Below are 23,494 nucleotides of genomic sequence, written 5' to 3' on the forward strand. Positions count from 1 at the left end.
TCCATCGGGCTCACCGAGCAGCAGATCGAGCAGATCTTCTGGGAAAACCCCCGCGCTGCCATCCAGTACACCGTCACACACCACTGACACGAGGCAACGTCGAGATGGATTCCGAGCGTCTCGTGGTCTTCCTCGCCGGAGGGCGGGCCACCCGATTGCAGGGGCAGGCGGCCCACACGCCGAAGGCGCTTCAGGTCGTAGGGGGCGTGCCGTTGCTGGACCGCCTGACAGCGGACGCGGCACGTCTTGGCTTTGGGCGGTTCCACTTCGCACTGGACCACCTGCATGAGCCCATCCTTGAGCATCTCAGGGATCGGGGAGTGCGTTTCACCTGGTCGCTCGATGATGTCCCCGGTGGCGCAGGCACGGCCGGGGCACTCCGTTGCGCCCGCGATCACTTGTCCGAGGAGTTTGTGGTGTGGCTTGCCGACACCCTGCCGCCCGCGGGTCTGAGCGGCCCGCTGCTCCCGCCTCCGGCGACGCCTGCCGTTGCGCGGATGGCCGTCTCAGCCCAAGTCCCGGACGTCAGACCCAACGTCACGGTGGAGCAGGGACGCGTGATCGGCTATGACAAGGACACGGCAGTGGGAGCCACACACGTCGACGCGGGACTGTACGCGATGACCCACGAGGTACTCGAACACATTCCCGACGGACGTGCCCATCTGGAGCAGCTCTGGCCGCAGCTGGCGGAACGCGGGCTGCTCGAAGCCGATGTGCTGACCGGCAGGTTCCTCGACATCGGCACGCCGGCTCGTCTGGCCGCAGCCGATCGCGAGATGCGGGCGGTGAGGCATCGTGGCTGACCACAGCGACGCGACCACGGTCCGAGGCGCCCGGGGGTATGTCGACGACCTCTCCCGTGCCCTCGGCCGTCTGGACTTGAAGCATCTCGACGACGCCGTCGAGATGGTGGCGTCCCGGATCCGGGAGGGGCGCGGCGTCTTCGTGGTCGGCAACGGCGGCGGCTCGTCCGTGGCCGAGCACATGGCCTGTGACTGGCGGGCCGCCGCCCGGCAGGCCGGCCATGGTCCCCGCGAGATCAGCTCGCTGACCGAGAACACGGCGCGCATCACCGCGATAGCCAACGACTACTCTTACGAGGCGATCTTCGAGCAGCAGCTCGTCGAGAGATGTCAGGCCGGGGACCTGCTGGTGTGTCTGTCGGTCAGCGGGGCGTCCGCCAACGTGCTGCGCGCCGCCTCAAGCGCGAGCGAGCGCGAGGTGGCGGTGCTCAGTCTCGTGGGCAGGCTCAGCCCGCTGTCCAAGCTGAGCGATCTCGCCGTCCACCTCGACGTCGACGGGGACTACGGACTGACCGAGGACCTGCAGTCACTCTTCATGCACATGGTCGCGAGGGACGTACGCAAGGTCGGCGCCCACCGAGTGTCGCCCTCGGCTCAAGGACTTCCCGGGTGAACCCGCTAGCTCCTCCGACCGCGGTGACTCCTCGCAGGCCGCGAGCAATCCTCTTCGACGTTGGCATGACCCTCGTGCACCCGGACGGGACCGTCATCGCCCAGGAGCTGGCGGCCCGGGGCGTCGCGGACGTCACCGCCGCCGACGCCGTGGCCGCCCTGCAGATGGCGTGCGACGCCTCGCACATGCGGCTGCCCGCGGGCCACGACGCGGTGGGCCGGACCGGGCTCGCCTTCGCTGGCGCGCTCGGGCTGCCTCCCGAACCCACCGTCGCGGCACTGCGTAGGTGCCTGACGGAACGTGACCTCTACCGTGACCTCGACCCCGAAGCGGCGACCGCTCTTCAGGCGCTGCGTGGCCTCGGCGTCGTGCTAGCTGTCGTGTCGAACTCGGACGGCACCCTGCTCGAAGAGCTCGACCGCTGGTCGCTGCGCGGCTATTTCGATGTCGTCGTCGACTCCACGGTAGCCGGGGTGGAGAAACCGGACCCAGGCATCTTCCGCATCGCCGTCGACCAGCTCCAGCTGCGCGCGGAAGACTGCTGGTACGTCGGGGACCATGTCGTCAACGACGTGGTCGGAGGGATGGCCGCCGGGATCGGCGAGATCGTCCTCTACGACCGGTTCGATTTGTACCGGCACATTCCCGGCGTCCACCGGATCACCGGGCTGCCGGGACTGGTCACGCTGGCACGGGAAGCACTGGCCGGATCCATAGCCGGTCTCTCCTAGGAGCCTGGCGACAGACCATGGAGGCTGTGGGACACCGCCTGGGCCAGTCTGCTCAGGCCGTGGTCCAGCTCGCTGTTCGAGATGGTCAGGGCAGGCATCAGCTTCAGCACCTCATCGTGTGCTCCGGCCGGCTCGACCAGCAGGCCGAGATCGAAGGCGCGCCTGGCGACCTCGGCGGCTCGCTGCTTGTCGTGGAACTCGATTCCTCACACGAGCCCGCGTCCCCGGTACTCCTTGACGCCGGCCCGGTTCTCCTCGGTGATGGAGATCAGCGCCTGCTCGACCCGCTCACCCCGGGCGCGGGTCTGCTTCTCCATCGCCGAGCCGTCGGTCCAGTACGTCTCCAGGGCCGCGGTGGCGGTCACGAAGGCGGGGTTATTGCCGCGGAAGGTGCCGTTGTGCTCGCCGGGCTCGCACAGGTCCAGCTCGGGCTTGAACAAGCACAGCGACATCGGCAGCCCGTAGCCGCTGATCGACTTGGAGACGGTGACGATGTCGGGCGTGATGCCCGCCTCCTCGAACGAGAAGAAGGCACCGGTACGGCCGCATCCCATCTGGATGTCGTCGACGATCAGCAGCATGTCGTGCCGCTCGCACAGGCCAGCCAGCGCTCGCAGTCACCCCGAGTGGGCGACATTGATGCCGCTCTCGCCCACGGTCTCCACGATCACGGCGGCGGGCTTGTCTAGGCCGGAGCCCCGGTCTTCCAGGACCCTCTCGAACCACAGAAAGTCCGGGACCCGGCCGTCGAAGTAGTTGTCGAACGGCATGGGTATGCCGTGCACCAGCGGGACACCAGCGCCGGCCCGCTTGAAGGCGCTGCCGGTGACGGCGAGCGAGCCTAGCGACACGCCATGGAAGGCATGGATGAAGGACACGATCGCCTCCCGACTCTTCACCTTCCGGGCCAGTTTCAGGGCCGCCTCCACGGCGTTGGTGCCGGTCGGCCCCGGGAACATCACCTTGTACGGCAGGCCGCGCGGGCGCAGCACCAGGTGCTGGAAGGTCCGGAGGAAACTCCGCTTGGCGGTGGTCGACATATCCAGACTGCGGGTGACGCCGTCCCGCTCCAGGTAGTCGAGCAACGCCCGTTTCAGGACCGGGTTGTTGGGCCCGTAGTTCAGCGAGCCGGCCCCGGAGAAGAAGTCCAGGTACGCGCGGCCGTCCTCGTCGTACATACGGCTGCCCTGTGCTCGGTCGAAGACGGTGGGCCAGCCGTGGCAGTAGCTGCGCACCTCCGACTCAAGAGCCTCGAAGACACTGAGGTCGGGGTGGGCGAGGATCACAGTCATCCCTTCCGGGAAGATCGACGGTATGTAATAAAATACTTGCTGGCAAGGGCCCTGATGAATCGTCACTGCGGAGCGGAACAAGCTCACTATGACCACTGACCGGGCATGCGTGATGCTTCGCCATCGTGGCGAGCGGGTATCACGCGAGTCGCGACCGACCGTATTCCTCGATCGAGATGGCGTACTGATCGAGAACCGGGACGCTTACGTACGCCGAGCGTCGGATGTCGCCTTGATTCCCGGCGCGATCGACGCCGTACGACTCCTCGGTGAGTATCGGGACGTGGTCATTGTGACCAACCAGGCGGTCATCGGACGCGGCCTGGTCCCGGCGGAGGACATCCTTGCGATACACCGGTCGGTCATCGAGCTGTTCGAGGCCCAGGGTGCGCGCCTCGTCGGGTCGGTCCTGTGCCCGCACGCCCCGGTCAGCGCGTGCGCGTGCCGCAAGCCTCAGCCGGGGATGCTGCTGGCCGCCTGCCGGGCGTGGGGTTGTCAGTTGGAGGACAGCTGGATAGTCGGCGATGCGGTCACCGACGTTCAGGCGGGGGCCGCGGCAGGCTGCCGGACGATGCTGGTCCGTACCGGCCGCGGCGCGGATCACGAGGACGACACCCGGCGTTCCCACCCGGATTGTGTCGTGGTGCCTTCCCTGCCCTTCGGCGTCGACCGGTTGCTCGCCGGCCCGGGTCACGACGGGTGTGCGACCGAGGAGCCGGATGGTTCACGGCCTGTGATGGACTGACCGTGAGGAGACGAGTGAACTCTAGGGAGATGACGCTATGACCTGTCGGGCGCTGGTAACCGGGGCAGCGGGATCGATCGGTGCGGTGGTCGTCGACGAACTGGCCGGGCGGGGGTTCGAGGTCGATGGGTGGGACATCACCGAGCCAGCCGTCCGCCCGGGCGTCACGACCGCCGAGGTCGATCTGCGTAGGCCCGTGCCCCGCGGGCTGGTGCGGCCCTACCGATTGGTCATCCACCTGGCGTCGGTCACCGAGAACCGTGACGACCGGTCGTCTCTCGTCGATCATCTCGGTTCGGTCGGCATGACAGCGCACCTGCTGGATGCGCTCTCGGAGGAGGTCCCGGGCGCCGTGGTGACCACTTCGAGCCAGTTGGTCTACGAGACGGGCCGGCAACACCCGGCTGAGGAAAGCCCCGTGGCGGCGGCTACCGCGTTCGCCGCCGCCAAGATCGCTTCGGAGGCGTTCCTTGAGGCGTTCGGGCACCGTAGCGGTGTACCGACTGCCGTGTTCCGGCTCGCCAACATCATCGGCCCCACCACACGGCGAGGCGTCGTCCACGACTTCGTTCGGCGTGCCGGCGAGGCCGCCACCGCGGGCGGTGCTGTCCGGATCACCGGTTCCACCCACCACCGCCGGTCCTTCCTGAGCCTGGGGGACTGCGCGTCGGCCATCGTCGAACGGGCCGATGCCCTGCCGGACTCGACGCCGGACCATCAGGTCCTGAACGTGGCGAACCTCGACAGCGTCTCGATCGCCGATGTGGCAGACGTCGTCGCGGCGGTCACCGGGATCCCGTTCGACGCCGAGACGCACAGCGAGCGGCTGGCCTGGCACGGTGACCCGGGGACGGTCCTGCCAGACATCTCCCGGCTGTCGGCCACGGGCTGGCGGCCACGGTCGACGTCCCGAGAGGCAGTGCACCAGGCGGCAGCCGGCCTGTGGGCATCGCGAGTGGCCCGATGAGCGTCCCGCGGCCGAGCCCGGGCGGCACGCGTGGAGTGGTCCTGGCGGCCGGACGTGGCACCCGGCTGGGGGGCATCACTGCAACGGTTCCGAAGCCGCTGGTTCCGGTGCTGAACCGGCCGCTCGTCGCCTGGATAGTCGAGGACCTCGCAGCGAGCGACATCACCCAAGTGGTGTTTAACCTGCATCACTTGGCGCCGGCGATGGAGACCTGGGCGCGCACGGCGCCGATCGACGGTGTCCGGCTCGCTTCCGTGACGGAGGACCGCCTGACGGGACCGGCCGGTGGCCTGGTGGCCGTCCTCGATCATCTCTCCGGAGCGGAGCATGTGGTCGTGGTGAGTGGCGACGCCTGCACCACGGTTGACTTCGGTGAGGTAGTCCGGACGCATCACCGCCGGGGCGCGGCGATGACCGTGGTGACGCAGGTCGTCGACGATCCCCGCCCGTTCGGCCAGGTCGACATCGACCCTGACGGCTGGATCACCGGCATGGTGCGCGACCCGTCGCGCCGTCTGCCCTCGGGCATGATCAGTACGGGCATGTACGTCGTCTCGCCCAAGGCTCTCGATGTGCTGTCCGACCTGCGCGGCACAGCGCCGGATCTCGACTTCGACCGGCATCTGGTGCCCGAGCTGCTGCGCCGAGGGTCGGCCGTGGCGGCGTGCGAGACGTCGGCGTACTGGAACGATGTCGGCGTGCCGCAGGCTCTGCTGTCGGCGTCGCTGCACCTGCTCGGCACCGATCGACTCGACCGGGCGGCGCGGCTGTGCATGGACGCGCCGGCGGACGCTGCCGCGGAGGTGTGGTGCGAGGGCAGCCACCCCGCGGTGATGGGCACGGTCTCCGGGCGAGTCCTCCTGGGCGAGGGCGTGCGGGTACCCGCCGGCAGCCGGATCGAAGGGCCGGCGGTGCTGGGCGCGGGCACCACGCTGGTGGAGGGGACTGTCCTGCGGCGGAGTATCACGATGCCGGGCACGCAACTGCTGGCCGGGACCTTCGAGGACGCCGTTCTCTTCGGTCAGGGTGAGGAAGCCGGCAGCTGAGCCGGAAGGGCTGGCCGGGGCGGGTGTGGACCTGCCGGATCGAGACAGGAAATGGTGATCCCCATGCGCGTGGCACTTCTGACTTCGAGCTTCGACCCGGTCATCGGCGGTGCCGAGACCTACGCCCTCAACCTGGCCGAGGGACTGACGGCGTCCGGCCATCAGGTGCTGGTGGTGACCGACACCCCGCACGGCATGGAGCCGGGGGCGGCCGACCTGCGGTCCCGGTCTTACGAGGTAGCCCGATTGTGGCGCTACCGCGACCGGCTCTTCGACCGTCAGAAGCTTCCCTGGGAGGAGATGGCGTTCTCCCTCGCCACCGAACTGAAGGCCCACATGGACGCCTTCCGGCCGGACGTCCTGGTGTCGAACAGCCTTGATGCCGCCTTCCAAGCGGCCATGATCCGGCGCTCGACACCAGGGCTGGCCTGGGCAGCGGCCTTCCACGAACACGCCCCGGAGGACGAGCCGTTCGGTGCCGGGCGGATGGCTGTCGTGTACGGCGACCTGCGCCCCGACGCCGTACTCGCCGGCTCGCAGTTCTACGCCGAGCGGGCCCGCAGGTACGGATCGGGCGAGAAGGTGCACCTGATCCACCACGGGGTGCCGATGCCCGAGGTCGACCCGCCGACGACCGCCGCTTGGCGGGCCCGGTACCAGCTCGGTGACGGTGACCTGATGATCGCCTGCGTCGGCCGTCTCAAGGCCCGCAAGGGGATGACAGAACTCATCGAGGCGTTCGGGAGCCTTGATCCCCGCACCCGACGACTCCGGCTGGTGATCGCGGGGACTGTCAGCTCAGCCTCCCAGGAGTACGCCGACCGGCTGAGGTCCCTCGCCGGCGATCTCGGCTGCGCGGACCTGCTCTCCTTCGACGAGAACGTGGTTGCGGAACAGGTTCCCGCGCTGTTCTCGGCCGCGGACCTCGTGGCGCAGCCGAGCCACGAGGAGGGACTGGGGCTTGCCGTACTCGAAGGCATGGCAGCTCGCCGCCCTGTCGTGACGACCCGCGTCAAGGGCATCAACGAGATCGTGACCCGAGACGGCGTGGCCCTTCAGGTCGAGGCCCGCGACGTACGGGGGCTGGCTGCCGCGCTGGACCGGATGCTCGCGGACCCCGGCCTCCGCAAGGAGTACGCGGAGGCCGGGTATGCGCACGTCCGGGAGAACTTCAGCCTGTCCGTGATGGTGCGGCGCACCGCTGAGGTACTCGCCTCCCTGTGACCGCGGGAGTGGCTCATGGCCAGGGCACGCGCCGCAGGCGTGCCCAGTCGGTCACGATCCTGGATGTCCGCGCGGCCTGCCAGTCCCCGAGCTGATCCGCGAAGTGAGGGCTGCCGGGCACTCCCGAGGAGCCGAAAGGAACGTTCCACCTGCTTGACTCGCGGTCGGCCAGATCCCAGATCCAGCGCGTGACCGAAGCGGTGTGAACGCGGTCGGTCAGGCCCGGAACCGAAACGGTGGCAAGCACGGTGTCCGCGTCACCGTCGAGGGTGATCGCAGGCACTGAAGGGGCCTGTCCGGGGGTGACGTCGGCGAGGATGTGCAAGGGATGCAGCCGGTGGCGTTCCCCCCACGCCTCGGCGGGCTCGTCCGCGACGGACTCCAGCGCCGCCAGCAGTTCCGCATCGCCGTCGATGCCCAGCTCTTGTGCGTCGAGCAGTGAGGCCAGCGCGTTCGCGATACGCATGGGCACCAGCAGCCAGGGATCGAAGATCGGACCCATGCCGTGGGGCTCCGACAACGGCGCGAGTCCCGGGTGCCGGGTCAAGCGCAGAGTGAGTGCCCAGCGCCACTTCGCGAAGGCACCGGCCGCCTCACTCTCGCTCGCCATCCGTCCGTCCCAGGCTTCGAGCAGGTCGGCAAGGCGGGAGGCCGCCGGGCTCAGTGGCGCGCGGCACCGTGCGCGCCGCAAGCGGGCCACGAGGGCGAGCGCGGGGAAGCTCAGCGTGTCCGCGTGAAGGGCGGACAGGTCATCGACCGTCGCCGCCTTCAGTGGTTCGAGCAGCTCAGTGATGCGTTCCGCTCTGGCCGACGACGCGTAGCTGTCGCCGACGTCGTGGCCCGGTCTTCCGGTCGGCCGCTCGTTCGCGTCGGCGACGTATCGCGCGACGACTTCGGGTGCCGGCAAGGAGCCGAAGGGAGCGGGATCGGCAGCGGCCGCGTCGAGCGGCAGCCAGCGCTGTTCGAAAGGCACCACCGGCACGATGCCGGCGGTGAGGCGAAGGACGGTCCCTGACCGGTCGGCGGCCAGCACCCGGTTGACCGGGTCGACCCATCCCTCGAAGGCCGCGGCGATGTCACGGGCGGTCTGTGCGTGCATGAGCCGGCGGAACGCGCTGATCCCCACGTCGCCGGTGACGCGCATGGGCTGCCGGAGACTGAGGAAACCCGCGGCGTCGTCCACGACGACCGTGCCGCGTCGTGTCTCGATGCTGCGGACGTGCACGGGATCCGCGCCACGCACGCGAATCTCGACGGTGGCTGCGTCGGCGGGTTCCCAGCCCTGCGGGCCGAGCGCTTCGACGTCGCCGCCGTCTCCCCGCAGACGTTCGCGGAAGACCTGCTGGGAGTGGGCCATCGCGTTTGTGATGCCCCAGGCGGCCCGCCCGGTGTGCCCGTAGTGCTGCACGCCGGGCACACCGGGAAAGGTGAACCCGACGACGTCATAGGCATCACATGCGAGGCGGACCTGCTGGTAGACGCCGGGAAGTTCGAGCAGTCGGTGCGGATCGCCGGCGAGCAGCGGAGCACCGCTGGCCGTGCGGTCTCCGTGCAGAGCCCAGGCGTTGCTTCCGCCTTCAGCGCCCGCGTGCGTGTCGAAGTGCGCCAGCGCGGTTTCGCCGAGGGTCGCGGCGACGTGCGCCCGCCACAAGACGTTCGGGAAGGTCGCGTACAGCACGTGCGCGACGAGGAAGACCCCGATGGGGGCCCAGTTCGGCCAGGGGTTGCGCTCCGGTCCTCTCCCGGGCAACGCGTCGAGGGCTTCGAACTCCGGGTTGAGAGACCGGCCTTGCTCAAGGCCGACGTTGACTCCGGCGACGTAGGCGTCGACCCATGCGCGGTCGTCCTGGCCGAGGGAGGCGTAGGCCCTGCGCGCGGTGTCCGGGAGCCTGCTGCGAGCGGCGAAGCGGTCCCACTCCAGCCCGGCAACCCCTATGTGCGCCGCCAGGGCACACTCCGCGCGCCAGCGTTCCACCTCGATCTGCCACGCACGGTCGATCGCGGTGACGCGCCCCTGCGCGAAGGCCAGATCGAGTTCGTCGTCTGCCCGTAGATGGGGGATGCCCAGTGCGTCCCGGAACAGCTCTGCCTCAGGCATCGGCAGACTCCGTGGCCAGCATCTCCTCTGGACCGTGCAGAGGACCTCGCCCCCCTTGAGCTTGGTGTGCGGGACCGACCAGACCGGCGGCTTGCGCGAGCAGAACCGCGGTGAGTGTCGAGGCGTCGGCACGGTTTCCCTCGGTGGCTTTGGCGACGAGGGCTTCCACGGTGGTTTCCACGGTCCCCGGATGTGGGGAGACGACCTTGGCACCGAGAGCGGCGTAGGCGTGGGTCAACTCGTTAGAGCTTCCTGGGCTGTTCAGGAACTGACCGAGAAAAACCGCACGTTCGCAAGTGGCCCCGATCTCCTCGAACATTTCACGCACAGCCGCCTGTTCCGGTGTCTCCCCCGGGTCGACCCGCCCTCCCGGTACCTCAAGGATCACCCCGTCTACAGAAATGCGGTACTCGGAGGAGACCAGGATGGTGCCGGCCGACGTCACGGGAACGGCGATCGCGGCACCGGGGTGGTCCTGGAAATGCCACGTCGAGACGACCGTTCCCTCGTGCAACTCGGCCTCGATGACGTCGAACCACGGTGACAGGACGTGGCGCTGCCGCTCACCCACCCATCGAGGCTCGCGTGTTGGTGACTCCATTGACGCCTCCCCTGCCTGAGTGCACCGATACGGTGATCGTCCTGCGCCATCCTCGCATGCCTGCGCAGGGCCCCAACGGGCGCCTGACAGGCCTCAGATGTTAGTTTCCTGGGCGTTGCCGGCACTCCAGGAGGCAAGCAAGCGAATGTCAGGGCACGGAAACCGGATCGACGGAGGGCACGGCGTCAGTTGCCGGGCGCCGCTGAGAATCTCACTCGCCGGTGGGGGAACCGATCTCCCGGACTACTCGGCGGAGTTCGGCGGAGACGTCATCGCGATGGCCATCGACGCCGACATACATGTCCGCTTGTCCCCGGCTGTTTCCCGATCGGAGACCAGATGGTCGGACCAGACAGGAAACCTTCCCGGCGACCCCCTGATCAACGAACTGGTCACGTCGTTGCTGCGCGCCCACCCGGAGTGGGGAAAGCGTCCCTGGACGCTACACAGCACCTCTCGCGCTCGGGCCGGCGCGGGACTGGGCTCCTCCGGTGCCTTCCTGGTCGCGCTGGCCAATCTCCTCCTCCCCGGCCGGGACCCCCACGAGCTGGCCCGGACGGCGTATGACTGGGAACACCGTCGGGCCGGTCGTATGGTCGGGCCGCAGGACTCCTTCGCGTCCGCCTTCGGCGGTCTCGGCGAGATCGCCATCGGGAAGGACGGCGGAGTCCGGGTTTCTCCCCTGAACCTGCATCCGCGCTCAGCGGCATGGATCGATGACAACCTGCTGCTGTTCGACACAGGGAACAGCCGTGACGCGTCGCGTATAGCGGCGACAGCCAAGCTGGATGCCGACCGTCGGAGCGAGGAGAGCAGCCTCCGCCTTGCCAGGCGGCGGATCGAACAGCTCCATGGCATTCGCAGTCTCGTCCCCCACTTCAGGCAAGCCATCACGGAGGGCGACGTCGAGCGTTTCGGCTCCCTGCTGACCGAGAACTGGGCTCTGAAGTCGGGAATGGGACGCGGTATTTCAACCCCGCGCGCCGAGGAGCTTCTGGCCGACTGTCTGGCCGCCGGGGCTCATGGCGGAAAACTGGTGGGCGCTGGCGGCGGCGGTTATGTGCTGGCGAGCGTCCCCGACGAGGCGTGTTCAGCTGTGCGTGCGGCGATGGCGCGGGCCCACGCACCGGAACTGTCGTTCCGCCTGTCCCGACGCGGCGTGGAAGCCGGCGAAGGGACCCTCGGTGAACAGGTGCCCCGGACGTCCGATGGCCGCGCTGTGCCGAGTGCCTCCGCTCAGCGCAGTCGTGTCCCCCTGACCGGAGAGAAGGAACTGTCATGAGCCTGGAGAAGCCGACCAAGATCTGGTGGAACGGCGGGGTCAGCGACTGGCAGGATGCCGTCGTCCACGTGACCGCCGAGACGGCGATGCGCGGGGTCAACGTGTTCGAGGGCGTCATGGCGTACAAACTCGAAGGCCGGCGCGAGCACGCCGTGATCGCTCTCGACGAGCACCTGGAGCGTCTTGCGCGGTCGGCGGCGCTGCTGCACCTTCCCATGCCCTACTCGCCGGCAGGACTCCGGCAGGGCGTGCTGGACCTGATCCGGGCCGAGCCGAGCGACCTCGACCTCTACATCCGCCCGACCGTCTTCCTGGAGAGTGGCGCGTACACGGCCGACCCGAGCCGCATGCGGATGGGCGCGTACATCACGTCGTACACCCGGGAGCGTGCCCCCCTGCGGAGCGTCCGTCTGGTCACTACGCCATGGACGCGGGTCGACGATCCGGCGTTCCCGGCCCAGTCCAAGAGCGGCGCTGTCTACTCCGCCTTCCGGCTGGCGCGCATGGCTGCCGTGCGCGCGGGCGGCGACGAACCTCTGCTGCTGAACGCGCACGGCACGGTCGCGGAGACCGCGGGAGCCGCGGTGATGGCCGTGTTCTCCGACCGAGTGGTCACCCCGCCGCCCGAGGACGGCGCGCTCGACAGCATCACCCGCCGCATCCTGAGTGGCCTCATCGAGCGCGAATTCGGTATCAAGGTGGTCCAGCGTTCGCTGCACCCCGAGGAGTTGCACGAGGCCGACGAGGTGTTCCTCTGCGGCACGCTCGACGAGGTTGCCGAGGTTGCCAGCTTCGACGGTGTGGAGCTCGGACGCGCGGAGGAGAGCCTGACCCGCAGGCTGTTCGAGAAATACCGTGCGGTCTGCACCGCGGCCGGTCCCGACCACACCGCTGCTCAAACCCGCGTAGCGTGGTAAGCGCTCCCGCGCGCAGCGGAGACCACCCGAACCCCCTCAAGAAATAGGTGGCCCCATGCACCTTCCCAACCCCGACGAAGCGACGCGCCTCCTGAGCCAGTGGACGGGCGGTGCGGACCCCCGGCTTCTAGGTCAAGGGATGGAGGGACTCGTCTACGAGATCGACCAGGACCGAGTCGCCAAGGTCTGGTTCAGCGAGTCCCAGGCGTCCCTGGAGCGCACCCGGGCGTTCTACGACGCGTTGGGCGACAAGGCTTTCGAGTTCGCGATGCCGCGGATCCTTGAGGTCAACGTGGTCGACGGCCGGTGCGTCACGATCGAGCAGCGGCTGGCCGGCACGACCATGTCCGACCGGCTGACGGGTGGTCGCATTACGCAGTCGGAGGCCCGGTCCACGTTCATCGACGTGCTGGCGCAGCTCGCGTCGAGCGGCCCCCTTCCCGAGGCCCGCGCTCTGTCGGTCATGGACGAAGAGGTCTCGCTCTACGACGCCGCCGAGGAATTCCCCGACGCCCTGGGCGCGTTGGCGGCGCGACGCCTCAGCCGGTTCCGGTCGGTGCTCGACCCGGCTGTGGAGAACCTCGACAAGAAGTTCGACGCGTTGCGCGCCCGCCTGCGCGAGATCGACAGCGGACGCCGCTCCGTCGTCCACGGCGACATGGTCCTGCCCAACATTCTGGTGGACGATGCCGGTACCCCGACCGCGGTCATCGACTGGGGCTTCTTCACCACCGAGGGCGACCCGGTATTCGATGCCTCGGTGGCGGCCTCGATCTTCAACATGTACGGCGAGAACGCCCTGGACACCGAGCTCGGCCTCTACGAGCAGATCGAGGAGCGCCTCGGCTGCGAGCGGGACGCACTCCTGGTCTACCGTGCGGCGTACTCGCTGATCACCGCGAACGCGTACGACGCCGAAGGCAAGGACGGCCACTTCGCCTGGTGTGTTGCCGCCCTGAACCGGCCGGACGTCGTACGAGCGCTGCTGGGTTGAGCCGCAGTCAGCGGCCGGTTCTACTGTTCGTCGCCGGTGAGCGGTCGGTGAGCCCTCAGTACGGCCCGCTCGCTCGTCGGCGTCAGCAGTCGGCCTCCCTCGTCGTGCGCGGTGACCCGGTCGTACCCCAGGCGGAGCGTCAACGACCGCAGTTCGGGGATGCCGTAGCGCCGCACGTGGTAGCTGCGCCGGGTGGAGCGGTCGTCGATGACGACTTCCTGTTCGGTGCACTGCCGCCCCAGCAGAGGGTCATAGCGATGCCACTCGCGCAGGACGTCGTCACCGTGGCTCTTCTCGGTGTAGGAGTCGAAGGTGCGGCCGAAGGTGTCCCAGTGGCGGCTCTCGACGAGCAGCCGACCGCCCGGTACCAGGGCCCGCAGGGCTGACGACAAGGTCGCCTCGTCGTCGGACTCCTGGTAGTAGCCGAGGGACGTAGACCACACGAGGACGACGTCGAAGCGCCCGTCCACCTGCGGGTTCCGCATGTCGCCGTGCACGTACGTCGCCGACGGGTGCCCCTCCTCGCACGCGATCTGGAGAAGGTGTCTGCTGGAGTCGACCCCGACAACCTCCAGGCCGCGGGCCGCGAGGCCGTTCGCGATGCGTCCGAAGCCACAGGCCAGGTCGAGCACGCGCATACCGGGCCGCAGGCCGCCGAGGTGCTCGATGGTGTCGAGTTCCTGGGTCTCGGCCTTCTCGGAGCGGTAGCGGCGCCAGAACCGGTCGTAGTCGGCCTCGAACGCGGGGTGGGGCTGTGGTGTCTCGTGCACGTTCCTCCAACTCTCTTACCGTCGGGGGTCGTTTGACGTCGGGCCGGGGTCGATGCCCGCCGGGGCGAGGCTACCAGGCGCCTCCTGAGTCACCCTCACAACGTGTGTGCGATGCTGTGACCACCTGTTATCCACACCACGACAGGAGGCGGAACGACGAGTGCCAGAGCGGAACTTGCAGTGTCAGGAGGCGATGTGACCGAGCAATCCGCAGCGACGCTCGAACCGGCGCCGCGTCGACGTCTTCCGCGTGTTCTGACGCCGTTTCGCAATGCGGCGTACCGTCGACTTGCGCTCGCGTTGCTCCTGTCCACCTTCGCCACCGGAGCCTGGGCCGTGGCCCAGGTGTGGGAGGTCGTGCGCATCGGCGGCGGTCCGGCCCAGCTCTCCGTGGTGGCGACCTCGGCCTCGGTCGGCATCCTGCTCCCCGCGCTGCTGGCCGGTGTGGTGGCCGACCGAATCCCGCAGAAGCTGATCCTGCTGTGCGTCGCAGCGGTGGAACTCGCCGGGATGGGCCTCATCTCGGTTCTCTCGCTCACCGACACCACTCAGCTCTGGCATCTCACCGCGGTCGCCCTGATCACAGGCTTGGCCCAGGCCTTCTACTACCCGGCCTACTCCGCCTGGCTGCCCGCACTGGTCGCCGACTCGGATCTTATGGCGGTCAACGGCTTCGAGGGGATGGTCCGGCCGACGATCGGCCAGGCGATCGGTCCCGGCGTAGCGGGCGCCCTCGTGGGCGCGGCCTCCCCGGGGGCGGCACTCTCGGTCGCGGCCGCGGCCTCCCTCGTCGGCCTTGTGGCCCTGGCGCTGGTGCCGATGACACCCGTACGCCGTGACTTCGACGCCGAGGCGAAGCCCGCCACCGCGGTCCGGTCGGCCATCAGCGACATGCGCGAGGGCTATCGCTATGTGGTCCGCACGTCCTGGCTGGGCGCCACCCTGCTCTTCGCCTCGGTGATGATCCTGATGATGTCGGGACCCTTCGAGGTGCTCGTTCCGTTCCTCATCAAGGACCGGCTGGGCGGCGGAGCGGGCGACCACGCCTGGGTGATGGCGGCCTACGGCATCGGTGCGGCGGTCGGTTCGTTCGTGATGGCCTCGCTGCGCATGCCGCGGCGCTATCTCACCGTGATGACCCTGATGTGGGGTATGAGCTGCCTGCCGCTTCTCGCGGTCGGGTACGCCGACCGGATCGCCGTCGTGGTCGGTTCCGCCTTTCTGCTGGGTGCCATGTTCTCCGCCTCGTCAGTGATCTGGGGGACACTGCTGCAGCGGAGGGTGCCCGCGCACCTGCTCGGTCGCCTGGCCTCCCTCGACGCGTTCGTCTCGATCAGCCTTATGCCAGTGTCCATGGCGCTGGCCGGGCCGGTGGCCGACGCGATCGGCGCGCGCACCACCTTCCTTGTCGCCGGGCTCGTCCCGGTCATCGCAGCGGTGCTGGCGATCGTCTGGGCTAAGCTGCCGGCTGACGAGATCGCGCATCCGCTCAAGGACTAACTGATCGTTTCAGAATGAGATCTTGGTCTGACCTCTCGGCTGAGCTGGTGCTCAGTGGTGCGACGGAACTGCTTGCCCTGCCTGCGCGTTGGCTCGACAGGCCTTTTTTGGGGGGAGCACCTTGTCGAGCTTGGGCTTCCCGTCGGCGCGGGCGGTCGGACGCGGGGCGGCCTGATACCGCGGGGACTGCCATGTCCTCTCCATACACTCTGACGGGGAACTCACTCCTGAAGAGTTGGCCGTTCGGGTACGCGCGGCCCGGCTCGACTTCATCGCGGCGACGGAGCACAACTCAGCCGCGGCCCCCCGGCACCTGGGGGCATTTGGCCGCCGATGACTTCTTGATCGTCCTCGGTGAGGAAGTGACCACGAAGAGCGGGCACTGGCTCGCGCTCGGCATCAATCCCGGCGAGGTCGTCGACTCAAGCCAAGCGGCACTGGCTTCTGTTCACGAGAACGGGCCCTGGCTCAACTTGTGTAGTGCAGTCACTCACCGTAATACCGGAGACTCTCGGAATCGACCCTGAAGTTGCCCGAAAACAGCGGGACTTGATGCCCATCAGGGTGAAGGTGCGGGGCCGTGAACAAGGTGCCGCACTGCTTGCCGGAGATGCTGTTCATGTTGCTCGCCGATGTGGTGGTGACGTCGGTCGATACGAGTGGCGAGGTGATACGCGTCGAGGCATGCAGTGCGGCCGACGGTGCCGCGTGTCCTGGCTGTGGTTCCTGGTCGTGCCGTGTTCACGGCTCCTACCTGCGGTTTCCCGGTGATCTGCCGGTGGTCGGTAGGCCCGTGGCTGTGGCGTTGCGAGTGCGGCGGTTCGCCTGCGCGAATGCGGAGTGCCCACGGCGGACGTTCGTGGAACAGGTGCCGGGGCTGACCCGGAGGCACGACCGCTGGACCGAGCGGCTGCGCTCGCTTCTCGGGGCACTCGGCCTCGCCCTTGCTGGCCGAGCTGATCGGCATCCGCGTCAGCCGGAGCACCGTGCTGCGAATGGTCCAAGCGCTGCCTGAGCCAACCCCGCCGCCTCCGACGGCGGTCGGCGTCGACGAGTGAGGCCCGTGCATCGTCGCCGTGGACACCCGCCGCCGACCAGCCCAAGCACCCCGAAACCCGCGCACACCAGCCCGCCCGACCTGCACCTTTCACGATGCACACTGCTCACTGTGCGTCGGTGGCGACGACGTGCGCGGGGATCTTGGCGTCGCGCAGATCGTGGACCCGCAGACCGCGTTCGATCAGGGCGCGCAGCCGGTCCGGCTCGGCGAGGCTGTGGCGCAGCCCGGTCAGTCCGGTGGCGAGGGAGAGCAGGCGTAGGGGGAATACGTCAGCGCGCCGGGCGCGCATCCAGAGCTGGTGCAGTTGGTCGAGTTCTTCTGCCGTCGGATCCTGGGCGAAGGCAACGGCGTTGAGCGCACCGGCCGAGGAGCCGATGACGAGGTCGGGGCGGATGTCGGCCTCGGTGAGTGCGCGCAGCATGCCGACCTGTACTGCGGCGAGGCTGGCGCCGCCCTGGAGGACGAAGGCGCCCGGCATCCGGCTGCGTTTTCCTGGTCCGTGTCCGGCCGAGACTGGGGTGTCTCGGTGGCGGGGAAGCGCTGGCCTGGGGGCGGGAAGGGCTGGCTTCGGATGGGATCGGCCTGGTGATGGGCGGGCGGTGAGTGCGTGCGTCATCGTGCGCTTCCCGGGCGACGGCCGAGGGTGGCGTCGGCGCGCACGGCGGGTGCGGGCGGTGATCCGCTGGCTTTCCTGTTGGAGTCGGACGCGGGCGCCGGGGCATGCCGAGGCGCGGTTTGGTGCCGGGGGTGCGGCAGGTGGGGAAGTGGTCCAGGCCGATGTGGCGGGTTTGTGTGCATTCGGGCGTCAGTGTCGAAGAGTTCGCGCTCGCGTGGATGAAGAAGGTGCTGGGTGATGAAGGATCGGCCCGCCACCTTCCACAGGCCGCGTCCCTTGGTGAGGGCGGAGACGGCCTGGGTCTCGACACCGGTCAGGCCCAGGAGGACGGCGGCGGTGGCGAGTTGGTCTGCTTCCTGGCGGTAGATGATCCGTGTGGAGCAGTCGGTCAGCAGGCCTTCGGCGAGTGCACGGCCCCGCGATCCGGCGTCGCCCGCGGTCAGCAGGTCGGACAGCCGGTGGATCACCATCAGGTTGGCAATGCCGAGTCCGCGGGAGAGCTTCCACTGCGACTGCATGCGCTCCAGCAGGGCGACGTGTCGCATGACGCGCCAGGCTTCGTCGTAGATCACCCAGCGCCTGCCGCCGGTGGGGTCGGCGAGGGCGGCCTCCATCCACGCTGATGCACAGGTCATGGCGAGGACAAGGGCGGTGTCGTCGCCGGCGCCGCCGAGCCGGGACAGGTCGATGGACAGCATCGGCGCGGCCGGGTCGAAGGCGACGGTGGAGGGGGCGTCGAACATCCCGGCCAAGTCGCCGTGGACGAGGCGGCGCAGGGCGTGCGCGAGGTCTTCGGCGGCCTGGCCCAGCCGCCCGGACAGTTCGCCGGTGGCTACATCGAGCCGCGTCGGCGTGCCCAGGACGTGGGCGACGTCGCCGAGCAGTGGCGTGGCGCCGGTGGCCTCGGCGGCAGCGACGACCTGGTCGAGGGCGACGTCGAGCGCGGTGTGCTCCATCGGGTGCAAGTCGCGGCGCAGGACGGTACGGGCGAGGGAGCCGAGCAGCAGCAGGCGTCGCTTGCGGACCTCGCCCTTCCAGTCCTGCTCGCTGATGCCGTACGGCTGAGTGGGGGCGTCGAGCGGGTTGAGCCGTCCCGGGAGGCCGGGGCCGAGGGCGATGGTGCTGCCGCCCAGGGCTTGCGCGACGGCTGTCCACTCGCCCTTGGGGTCGCAGGGGACGTAGATGCGGTAGCCGAAGGCGACGGCGCGTACCGCGAGGGACTTGGCGAGGGCGGACTTGCCCATGCCGATGATCCCGGCGAGCAGGATGTTCGGGTTGGTGAAGCCCTCCAGGCGTCCGTACAACGCGAACGGGTCGTAGGTGAACGCGGCTTCGGCGTGGACATCGCGGCCGATGTAGATGCCCTGTGCGCCGAGTCCGCCCTCGGCGAGGAAGGGGTACGCGCCGCTGGCGGTTGCGGTCGTCATCCGGTGTGCGGGGAGTTTGAGGAGGCCGCCTCGGGCGGAGGCGGGGCCGGGCCTTCCCGAGGTGGGGTAGGTGGCCCGCAGGTCCGGATCGGCACCGGGAGTGGTGGGGCGGGTCTCGGGCCGGGCCGCGTGGCGGGCGGTGTGGCGGGCGGCGGCGAACTCCTCCCGCGCGGCGCGGACGGTGGCGCGGTTTGCTTTGCGGGGGGTGAACAGGGGGCTGGCGCTGGCGCGGGTACGGATCGCCATGGGCGAGAACTCCTCGGGCGGTGGTCAGTGGCGGATGAGGCCGGTGAACGGGTCGTGCAGCTCGGCCGGGGTGGTCTGGCGACGGACCCGGGCGGCGGTGGCGAGATGCCGCTGGCAGATCGACAGCTCCGGGGCACCCTCGGGAAGACCCGCGCGACACGCCTCCGGGCTGCGCGGTTGGCCCGTGGCGGGGTGAGGTGCTGCGTGGTAGGCGGCGTGTAGGTGCGCGGCGGCCTGCCACAGTCGGGTGCGTACGGCGCGCAGGTGGTCGCCCTCGGCCTCGGCGACCACGACGGTGCGGGTGGTGTGGGCGTCCAACAGTCCGTGCAGGGAGATCAGATGGGCGTGTAGGGAGTCCAACTCGGCCCGGCTGGCCGCGACCGTTCCGGCGGGGACGTTGATGCTGCGGTGGAAGTCGAGCGCGGCGGTGGCGAACGGCACGAAGTCCGGAGAGAGGTCGGGCAGCGGCGGCTGCGGGGTCAGCATGGCGATGCCCTTCGGCGAAGTGCGGGTGAGCAGGAGGAACGGCACTACGGGCGGGCGAGAGGGAGGGCCGCATTGGTGAAGGCTTCGGCCTGCTGCCAGGTCAGACGGCGCAGATCGACCAGCGCGGCGACAGCGGCGGTCTCGATCGCGGCGCAGGCTGCGTTGAGCTGTTCGTCGCTTTCGGCGGAGACCGTGAGCAGACCGGTCAGAGCGACATCGGCGTGGCCTGCGATCAGCTGCCGCTCACGCGCCTTGATGTCGGCGTACTCGACCGAGTCCTCCTCGGAGTCGACCTGGCCCTTGCGCTGCCGCTCGGCCGCATCCGCGATCACGGTGGCCTTCTTGCGCTGGACATCCCTCAGCGCGGCATCGAGGCCCTTGGGCGCGTAGGTCAGGGACAAGGTGCGGCGCACGCCGGACGCGAACAGCAGCTGGTGCAGGAACCCCGGGCTGGTCTCGATCCGGGGCCAGTTCTCGATCCAGAACACCGCGTGATGAGCGGTGTCGGTCTGGATCCGGTCGGCCCTCTCCACCAGCACCACCGGGCCGGCGGCGGCCGATTCGGCCTGCGGGCGCCCGGAGGTCGACCAGCGGTCGAGCGCCGCGGACGCAGCGAGATCGTACGCGGTGCGCACCACGGCAGCGATCTCGCTGCCGGTGAGCCAGCTGGCGGGGGTGAGTCCGGCGTTGCGGGCTGCCTGATCGAAGGTTGCCGTCAGCTGGGACAGGACCGCGAAGGCACCGGTGAGTCCTCCTCCGGCCTGGTTGATCAGTCGGCGCGCGGCTTTGAGGTCCAGGGCCAGGGCGACGTACGCCTCGTGCGGTGCGGCAGCGGGTCCGGCGGCGGCCAGCAGATCGGCGTAGACGGGGCCGGCGAGGTGCGTGTCGGGACGGCCGTGGTCCTCCCAGTAGCGGTTGAGCGCGTCGCCGGAGTCGGGGACGGTGCGCTCCAGGACCTGGATGCGGGCGATGTGCCCGGTGCGGGCCAGCGCGGCGAGGGCTCGGCCCCATCCGGCGACGTTGGCGTTCTGGGTGGCCGGATCGAGGAGGGCGAAGGCACGGCTGGAGATCTTCACGACCGCGGTCAATGTCTGCTGATGCGGGTCGTGGACGGCGCCGAAGCGGCGGTCGGGGGAGGTGACCACGCGCAGCGAGGCGGCGGTGCCGGGCAGGTGCAGCAGGCCCTCACGGCGCGGCCGGGTAGAGGGCCGGGCGAGCCAGAGCAACTGGCCCCGGGCGCGGCGCAGGGCGTACCGGAGCACGATGGGGGACCAGTCGGCGAGCGAGCGGCCGTGGTGCCGGGCGAAGACCGCGACCGCGATCATCGCCCACACCGGTATGAGCTTGAGTGCTCCGGCGACGCCGGCGGTGAGCAGCACCGCGAGCAGCAGCAGGCCGGTGGCAGCCACGACGAGGAGCTGGGCGGCAGTCAGGCCGAGCAGCACGCCGCGCCGGGAGCGGTGCGGGAACTTGACCGTGGCTGTGGCCTCGGCCAGTGAGGTGTCGGAGAGCATGCGAAGCCGTCCTTGAAACGAGATGCAGAGACAGGGGGAAGGAGGGGCGGGCCGCCGCAATCGGGACGGCCCGCCCCGTGTCCGCCAGGGCTAGGAGCGCGATCCGCCCTGCGGCGGGTTGGGATAGACCCATTGCTGCGGCGTCTCCGAGCCCTGCGGAGCGGGACCGGTGCCGGACGAGGCCGCCCCTCCGGACGCGGCCGGAGGCCGTAGCACAGTCGTAGACCCCTGAGGTTGCGGGCCCGCAGGTGCCTCGGCTGCCGCGGAGCCTGACGATGCTGGGGCGTTCGCTGAGGCCTGCTGTCCGGGGCGCCGGATCAGCGGCTGGCCCCGGTCGCCGTCGGTCGGCGGGCGCTTGATGAGCGGAGTGCCCTTGTCGCCGGTGGCGTTGGGGTCCTCGCCGTAGCGGAACCGGACCTGCTTCGGCGTACCGGTGTTGCTGTTGCCGCCGGTGGGATCGATTCCGGAGGCGACCCCGCCCGAGCCCATGCCCGGTACGGTCGCCGGGCCCTGGGGAGCGGGTGTGCCGGTGCCGGCCTGGACCGCGAGTTGCCCGGCGGTCTTGGCCCCGCGGGCGGCGGTGACCATCCCGGAGGCGCCGGAGCGGTGCAGGTCCTCGCCACCTCCGCCGTCGGCGGCCCAGTGCACGAACTTGTACGTGGTGTACGGGGTGAGCATCACCAAGGCGAGCACGACGATGCCGGCCATCGCGTCCGACAGGGCGGACAGCCCGTCCTTCGCATCCGCCTTGCCCATGGCCGAGACGCCGGTCAGGAACACGATCGTCATCAGCAGCTTCGAGACGACGAGCGTGGCGGTGGCCTCGATCCAGCCGCGCCGCCAGCGCCTGGCCACCTCCCAGCCGCCCCCGGCGCCGGCGAACACGGCCAGCGTGACCAGGATCAGGATGCCGACCTTGCGGAAGACCATCACGCCCCAGTACATGAACGCGCCGATGGCGGCGCCGAGGGCGACCAGGGCCTGGACCAGCCAACCGAGTTGGCCCAGCTGCCCGAACTGGCTGACGAGGACGACTCGGCGTACCGCGTCGGAGATGCTGCTCTTGGCGAGCGTGAACAGGCCGTCCGACAGAGCGTCGACGACGGTCAGGGCGACGGTGGTGAAGGCGATCGCGGTGAAGGCGAAGAAGACGCCGATGATCGTGCCCTTCAGCGCGTCGAACAGTGACTCCGAGTCGCGGCGCCAGGCGGCCCGGATCAGAGCCAGGCAGAACGTGCCGACGGTGAGGATCAGCCCGATCGGTAGCAGTAGCTCGTAGTTGTCGCGGAACCAAGTCGCATTCAGGTTCACCGCGGTGGTGGCGTTGACGGCTTCGGCGGCGAGGTCGGCCGCCGAAGCGGCGAGCTCGCCGGTCGACTTGGCGATCCAAGCGCCGATTCCGTCGGTGATGGCATCGCCGACCCCGCTGGTGACGCTGTCGCAGACGCTGGACATCAGCGGCCAGTCGCAGACGTTTACGGCCATGGCAGACGCCTCCTTTCTTTCTCGAGCGGGGTCAGGGGCTGACGCCCGGAGCGATGCCGGACAGCGCGCACTGCTTGTGGGGGCGGCACTGGACAGCGAGCGTGATCGAGCGGGACTCGGCACCAGCTCCGCCGCCGTCCCAGGCGATGGCCTGGGTGCCGGTGACGGTGACCGCGTAGACGTACGCGGTGGTGATCGCGCCCGGGTCCTCGTTGAGAGCGGCCGTGAACGCGGCGGGAATGTGGCCCTCGCTGATGCGGGCGGTGGCGTACTGGCCGTTCGTCCGCAGCTGCTTCCACAGATCCTTCGTGGGCAGCTGGGCGCTGACTGACGCCCAGTCGGCGTACTTCTTCTCGCCGGTCATCCACGCCTTCAGCCCAGCCAGCTGCTGCGGCTGTGACAGCGTGCGGGTGTCGTAGGACCACAGGGCCTTGGCGAACGCCTTACCGAAGACGACCGGGTCGGTCGTCTTCGGCGGCTCGGCCACCGAGCCCTTGCCGACGGGCACGGAGGCTGACGGGGAGGGAGCAGCGCTGGCCGTTGCTGCCGCCGAGCCGGTCGCGCTCGGGGCGGAGGGCTGGGCCACCGTGTGGCCATCTCGGGTGAGGTACGCGATCAGCCCCGCGACCGCAGTGAGGACGGCCAGGACCGCAAGCCCGGCCAGGACCCGGCCGCGTGCTCCTGACGCACTGCCCGGGCGGGCGTGCGTTGCAGATCGATTCGCCGGCATCAGTGGACCTGCGAGCCGAGCGCGGAGAAGAAGGCGACGATCCCGTTCGCCGCGCCGAGTAGCAGCGCGCAGCCGGCGGCGACCGTGGCGCCCTTCTTGCCGTTGGCCTCGGCCTGGTGCGAGCCGGAGTGGTGGCCCCAGGCCCATACCACAGCGGAGACGGCCAGAGCACCGACGACAGCGATGATGCCGAATAGGTTGATCGAGGAGATGACCTCCTTCAGGACCGACAGGCCCGGCAAGCCGCCCTCCTTCGGCGTTACACCCGGGTCATAAGCCAGATAACGGAGGTGGTCGGCAAGGTTCACGGGAACTCCAGTTCGAAAATGGGCATACGGAAATAC

Annotated in this window: 22 protein-coding genes and 1 pseudogene; 12 read left to right on the forward strand and 11 right to left on the reverse strand. The window is 69.4% G+C overall.

From position 1 onward, the window contains the following. The first annotated feature begins 104 nt into the window (after positions 1-104). The 3 genes from AB0959_RS40480 to AB0959_RS40490 are packed head-to-tail and all read left to right on the forward strand — an operon-like array spanning position 105 to position 2,150. Positions 105-806, forward strand: coding sequence for an NTP transferase domain-containing protein (locus AB0959_RS40480; RefSeq protein WP_366831811.1), 702 nt, complete (start codon positions 105-107; stop codon positions 804-806). Then, positions 799-1,419: an SIS domain-containing protein gene (locus AB0959_RS40485; protein ID WP_366831812.1), complete on the forward strand. Its 621-nt coding sequence runs from the start codon at positions 799-801 to the stop codon at positions 1,417-1,419. The genes AB0959_RS40480 and AB0959_RS40485 overlap by 8 nt, the downstream gene beginning before the upstream one ends. Before the next feature lie 23 nt (positions 1,420-1,442). Continuing rightward, on the forward strand, positions 1,443-2,150 hold the full coding sequence (locus AB0959_RS40490; RefSeq protein WP_366831883.1) for an HAD family hydrolase: 708 nt from the start codon (positions 1,443-1,445) through the stop codon (positions 2,148-2,150). Here AB0959_RS40490 and ectB read toward each other — a convergent pair. Next, positions 2,147-3,436: pseudogene (gene ectB / locus AB0959_RS40495) on the reverse strand (diaminobutyrate--2-oxoglutarate transaminase). The gene AB0959_RS40490 and the pseudogene ectB sit on opposite strands and share 4 nt — an antisense overlap. 94 nt (positions 3,437-3,530) lie before the next feature. Here ectB and AB0959_RS40500 point away from each other — a divergent pair. The 4 genes from AB0959_RS40500 to AB0959_RS40515 all read left to right on the forward strand — a co-directional run bounded on the left by AB0959_RS40500 (position 3,531) and on the right by AB0959_RS40515 (position 7,424). Further along, on the forward strand, positions 3,531-4,187 hold the full coding sequence (locus AB0959_RS40500; protein WP_366831813.1) for an HAD-IIIA family hydrolase: 657 nt from the start codon (positions 3,531-3,533) through the stop codon (positions 4,185-4,187). 37 nt (positions 4,188-4,224) lie between these two features. After that, positions 4,225-5,154 carry an NAD-dependent epimerase/dehydratase family protein gene (locus AB0959_RS40505; RefSeq protein ID WP_366831814.1) on the forward strand — a complete coding sequence of 310 codons (930 nt, stop codon included), beginning with the start codon at positions 4,225-4,227 and terminating at the stop codon, positions 5,152-5,154. Next, the gene (locus tag AB0959_RS40510) at positions 5,151-6,200 is read left to right on the forward strand and encodes a sugar phosphate nucleotidyltransferase (protein WP_366831815.1); all 1,050 of its coding nucleotides are present in this window, start codon (positions 5,151-5,153) and stop codon (positions 6,198-6,200) included. Before AB0959_RS40505 ends, AB0959_RS40510 begins: the two co-directional genes overlap by 4 nt. A gap of 63 nt (positions 6,201-6,263) precedes the next feature. Next, positions 6,264-7,424 carry a glycosyltransferase family 4 protein gene (locus AB0959_RS40515; RefSeq protein ID WP_366831816.1) on the forward strand — a complete coding sequence of 387 codons (1,161 nt, stop codon included), beginning with the start codon at positions 6,264-6,266 and terminating at the stop codon, positions 7,422-7,424. Positions 7,425-7,437: 13 nt separating this feature from the next. Here AB0959_RS40515 and AB0959_RS40520 read toward each other — a convergent pair whose 3' ends face one another. Both AB0959_RS40520 and AB0959_RS40525 read right to left on the reverse strand, forming a co-directional pair. Beyond that, the gene (locus AB0959_RS40520) at positions 7,438-9,522 is read right to left on the reverse strand and encodes a penicillin acylase family protein (RefSeq protein WP_366831817.1); all 2,085 of its coding nucleotides are present in this window, start codon (positions 9,520-9,522) and stop codon (positions 7,438-7,440) included. Further along, a complete protein-coding gene (locus AB0959_RS40525) occupies positions 9,515-10,093 on the reverse strand; it encodes an NUDIX hydrolase (RefSeq protein ID WP_366831818.1) in 579 nt (192 codons plus the stop codon). Before AB0959_RS40525 ends, AB0959_RS40520 begins: the two co-directional genes overlap by 8 nt. Before the next feature lie 307 nt (positions 10,094-10,400). On the opposite strand from AB0959_RS40525, the gene AB0959_RS40530 reads away from it, so the two are divergent. The 3 genes from AB0959_RS40530 to AB0959_RS40540 are packed head-to-tail and all read left to right on the forward strand — an operon-like array spanning position 10,401 to position 13,316. Continuing rightward, the gene (locus AB0959_RS40530) at positions 10,401-11,405 is read left to right on the forward strand and encodes a hypothetical protein (protein ID WP_366831819.1); all 1,005 of its coding nucleotides are present in this window, start codon (positions 10,401-10,403) and stop codon (positions 11,403-11,405) included. Then, the gene (locus AB0959_RS40535) at positions 11,402-12,322 is read left to right on the forward strand and encodes an aminotransferase class IV (RefSeq protein ID WP_366831820.1); all 921 of its coding nucleotides are present in this window, start codon (positions 11,402-11,404) and stop codon (positions 12,320-12,322) included. Before AB0959_RS40530 ends, AB0959_RS40535 begins: the two co-directional genes overlap by 4 nt. Before the next feature lie 55 nt (positions 12,323-12,377). Then, entirely contained in the window at positions 12,378-13,316 is a 939-nt protein-coding gene (locus AB0959_RS40540) for a phosphotransferase (protein WP_366831821.1), read from the forward strand. Positions 13,317-13,336: 20 nt separating this feature from the next. Here the strand turns inward: AB0959_RS40540 and AB0959_RS40545 are convergent, their stop codons facing one another. After that, positions 13,337-14,086: a methyltransferase domain-containing protein gene (locus AB0959_RS40545; RefSeq protein ID WP_366831822.1), complete on the reverse strand. Its 750-nt coding sequence runs from the start codon at positions 14,084-14,086 to the stop codon at positions 13,337-13,339. 300 nt (positions 14,087-14,386) lie between these two features. On the opposite strand from AB0959_RS40545, the gene AB0959_RS40550 reads away from it, so the two are divergent. Continuing rightward, positions 14,387-15,586, forward strand: a complete 1,200-nt coding sequence (locus AB0959_RS40550; protein ID WP_366831823.1) for an MFS transporter — start codon at positions 14,387-14,389, stop codon at positions 15,584-15,586. A 580-nt stretch (positions 15,587-16,166) separates the two neighbouring features. Beyond that, positions 16,167-16,601 (forward strand): transposase family protein, encoded by a 435-nt coding sequence (locus AB0959_RS40555; protein ID WP_366831824.1) that lies wholly within the window; start codon positions 16,167-16,169, stop codon positions 16,599-16,601. Positions 16,602-16,749: 148 nt separating this feature from the next. Here AB0959_RS40555 and AB0959_RS40560 read toward each other — a convergent pair whose 3' ends face one another. The 7 genes from AB0959_RS40560 to AB0959_RS40590 form a co-directional block, all read right to left on the reverse strand. Continuing rightward, on the reverse strand, positions 16,750-17,124 hold the full coding sequence (locus AB0959_RS40560) for a patatin-like phospholipase family protein (RefSeq protein ID WP_366831825.1): 375 nt from the start codon (positions 17,122-17,124) through the stop codon (positions 16,750-16,752). 134 nt (positions 17,125-17,258) lie between these two features. Continuing rightward, a complete protein-coding gene (locus AB0959_RS40565) occupies positions 17,259-18,935 on the reverse strand; it encodes an ATP-binding protein (RefSeq protein ID WP_366831826.1) in 1,677 nt (558 codons plus the stop codon). 24 nt (positions 18,936-18,959) lie between these two features. Continuing rightward, entirely contained in the window at positions 18,960-19,421 is a 462-nt protein-coding gene (locus AB0959_RS40570; protein WP_366831827.1) for a DUF6238 family protein, read from the reverse strand. 44 nt (positions 19,422-19,465) lie between these two features. Continuing rightward, on the reverse strand, positions 19,466-20,935 hold the full coding sequence (locus tag AB0959_RS40575; RefSeq protein ID WP_366831829.1) for an SCO6880 family protein: 1,470 nt from the start codon (positions 20,933-20,935) through the stop codon (positions 19,466-19,468). Between the two features lie 90 nt (positions 20,936-21,025). Next, a complete protein-coding gene (locus AB0959_RS40580) occupies positions 21,026-22,390 on the reverse strand; it encodes an ATP-binding protein (protein ID WP_366831884.1) in 1,365 nt (454 codons plus the stop codon). Between the two features lie 61 nt (positions 22,391-22,451). After that, positions 22,452-23,150, reverse strand: coding sequence for a hypothetical protein (locus AB0959_RS40585; protein WP_366831830.1), 699 nt, complete (start codon positions 23,148-23,150; stop codon positions 22,452-22,454). Next, a complete protein-coding gene (locus AB0959_RS40590) occupies positions 23,150-23,458 on the reverse strand; it encodes a DUF6112 family protein (protein WP_366831831.1) in 309 nt (102 codons plus the stop codon). Before AB0959_RS40590 ends, AB0959_RS40585 begins: the two co-directional genes overlap by 1 nt. Between the last annotated feature and the right edge of the window lie 36 nt (positions 23,459-23,494).

It is taken from the genome of Streptomyces sp. NPDC046862 (assembly GCF_040704615.1).
GTDB lineage: Bacteria > Actinomycetota > Actinomycetes > Streptomycetales > Streptomycetaceae > Streptomyces.

What these genes read in the sequence shown, in the direction of transcription:
- AB0959_RS40580 (WP_366831884.1), bottom strand. Translation starts at nt 22,390, where the DNA reads ATGTCCAGCGTCTGCGACAGCGTCACCAGCGGGGTCGGCGATGCCATC.
- AB0959_RS40565 (WP_366831826.1), bottom strand. Translation starts at nt 18,935, where the DNA reads ATGGCGATCCGTACCCGCGCCAGCGCCAGCCCCCTGTTCACCCCCCGC.
- AB0959_RS40535 (WP_366831820.1), top strand. Translation starts at nt 11,402, where the DNA reads ATGAGCCTGGAGAAGCCGACCAAGATCTGGTGGAACGGCGGGGTCAGC.
- AB0959_RS40505 (WP_366831814.1), top strand. Translation starts at nt 4,225, where the DNA reads ATGACCTGTCGGGCGCTGGTAACCGGGGCAGCGGGATCGATCGGTGCG.
- AB0959_RS40530 (WP_366831819.1), top strand. Translation starts at nt 10,401, where the DNA reads ATGGCCATCGACGCCGACATACATGTCCGCTTGTCCCCGGCTGTTTCC.
- AB0959_RS40560 (WP_366831825.1), bottom strand. Translation starts at nt 17,124, where the DNA reads ATGCCGGGCGCCTTCGTCCTCCAGGGCGGCGCCAGCCTCGCCGCAGTA.
- AB0959_RS40520 (WP_366831817.1), bottom strand. Translation starts at nt 9,522, where the DNA reads ATGCCTGAGGCAGAGCTGTTCCGGGACGCACTGGGCATCCCCCATCTA.
- AB0959_RS40585 (WP_366831830.1), bottom strand. Translation starts at nt 23,150, where the DNA reads ATGCCGGCGAATCGATCTGCAACGCACGCCCGCCCGGGCAGTGCGTCA.
- AB0959_RS40570 (WP_366831827.1), bottom strand. Translation starts at nt 19,421, where the DNA reads ATGCTGACCCCGCAGCCGCCGCTGCCCGACCTCTCTCCGGACTTCGTG.
- AB0959_RS40480 (WP_366831811.1), top strand. Translation starts at nt 105, where the DNA reads ATGGATTCCGAGCGTCTCGTGGTCTTCCTCGCCGGAGGGCGGGCCACC.
- AB0959_RS40510 (WP_366831815.1), top strand. Translation starts at nt 5,151, where the DNA reads ATGAGCGTCCCGCGGCCGAGCCCGGGCGGCACGCGTGGAGTGGTCCTG.
- AB0959_RS40500 (WP_366831813.1), top strand. Translation starts at nt 3,531, where the DNA reads ATGACCACTGACCGGGCATGCGTGATGCTTCGCCATCGTGGCGAGCGG.
- AB0959_RS40575 (WP_366831829.1), bottom strand. Translation starts at nt 20,935, where the DNA reads ATGCTCTCCGACACCTCACTGGCCGAGGCCACAGCCACGGTCAAGTTC.
- AB0959_RS40515 (WP_366831816.1), top strand. Translation starts at nt 6,264, where the DNA reads ATGCGCGTGGCACTTCTGACTTCGAGCTTCGACCCGGTCATCGGCGGT.
- AB0959_RS40540 (WP_366831821.1), top strand. Translation starts at nt 12,378, where the DNA reads ATGCACCTTCCCAACCCCGACGAAGCGACGCGCCTCCTGAGCCAGTGG.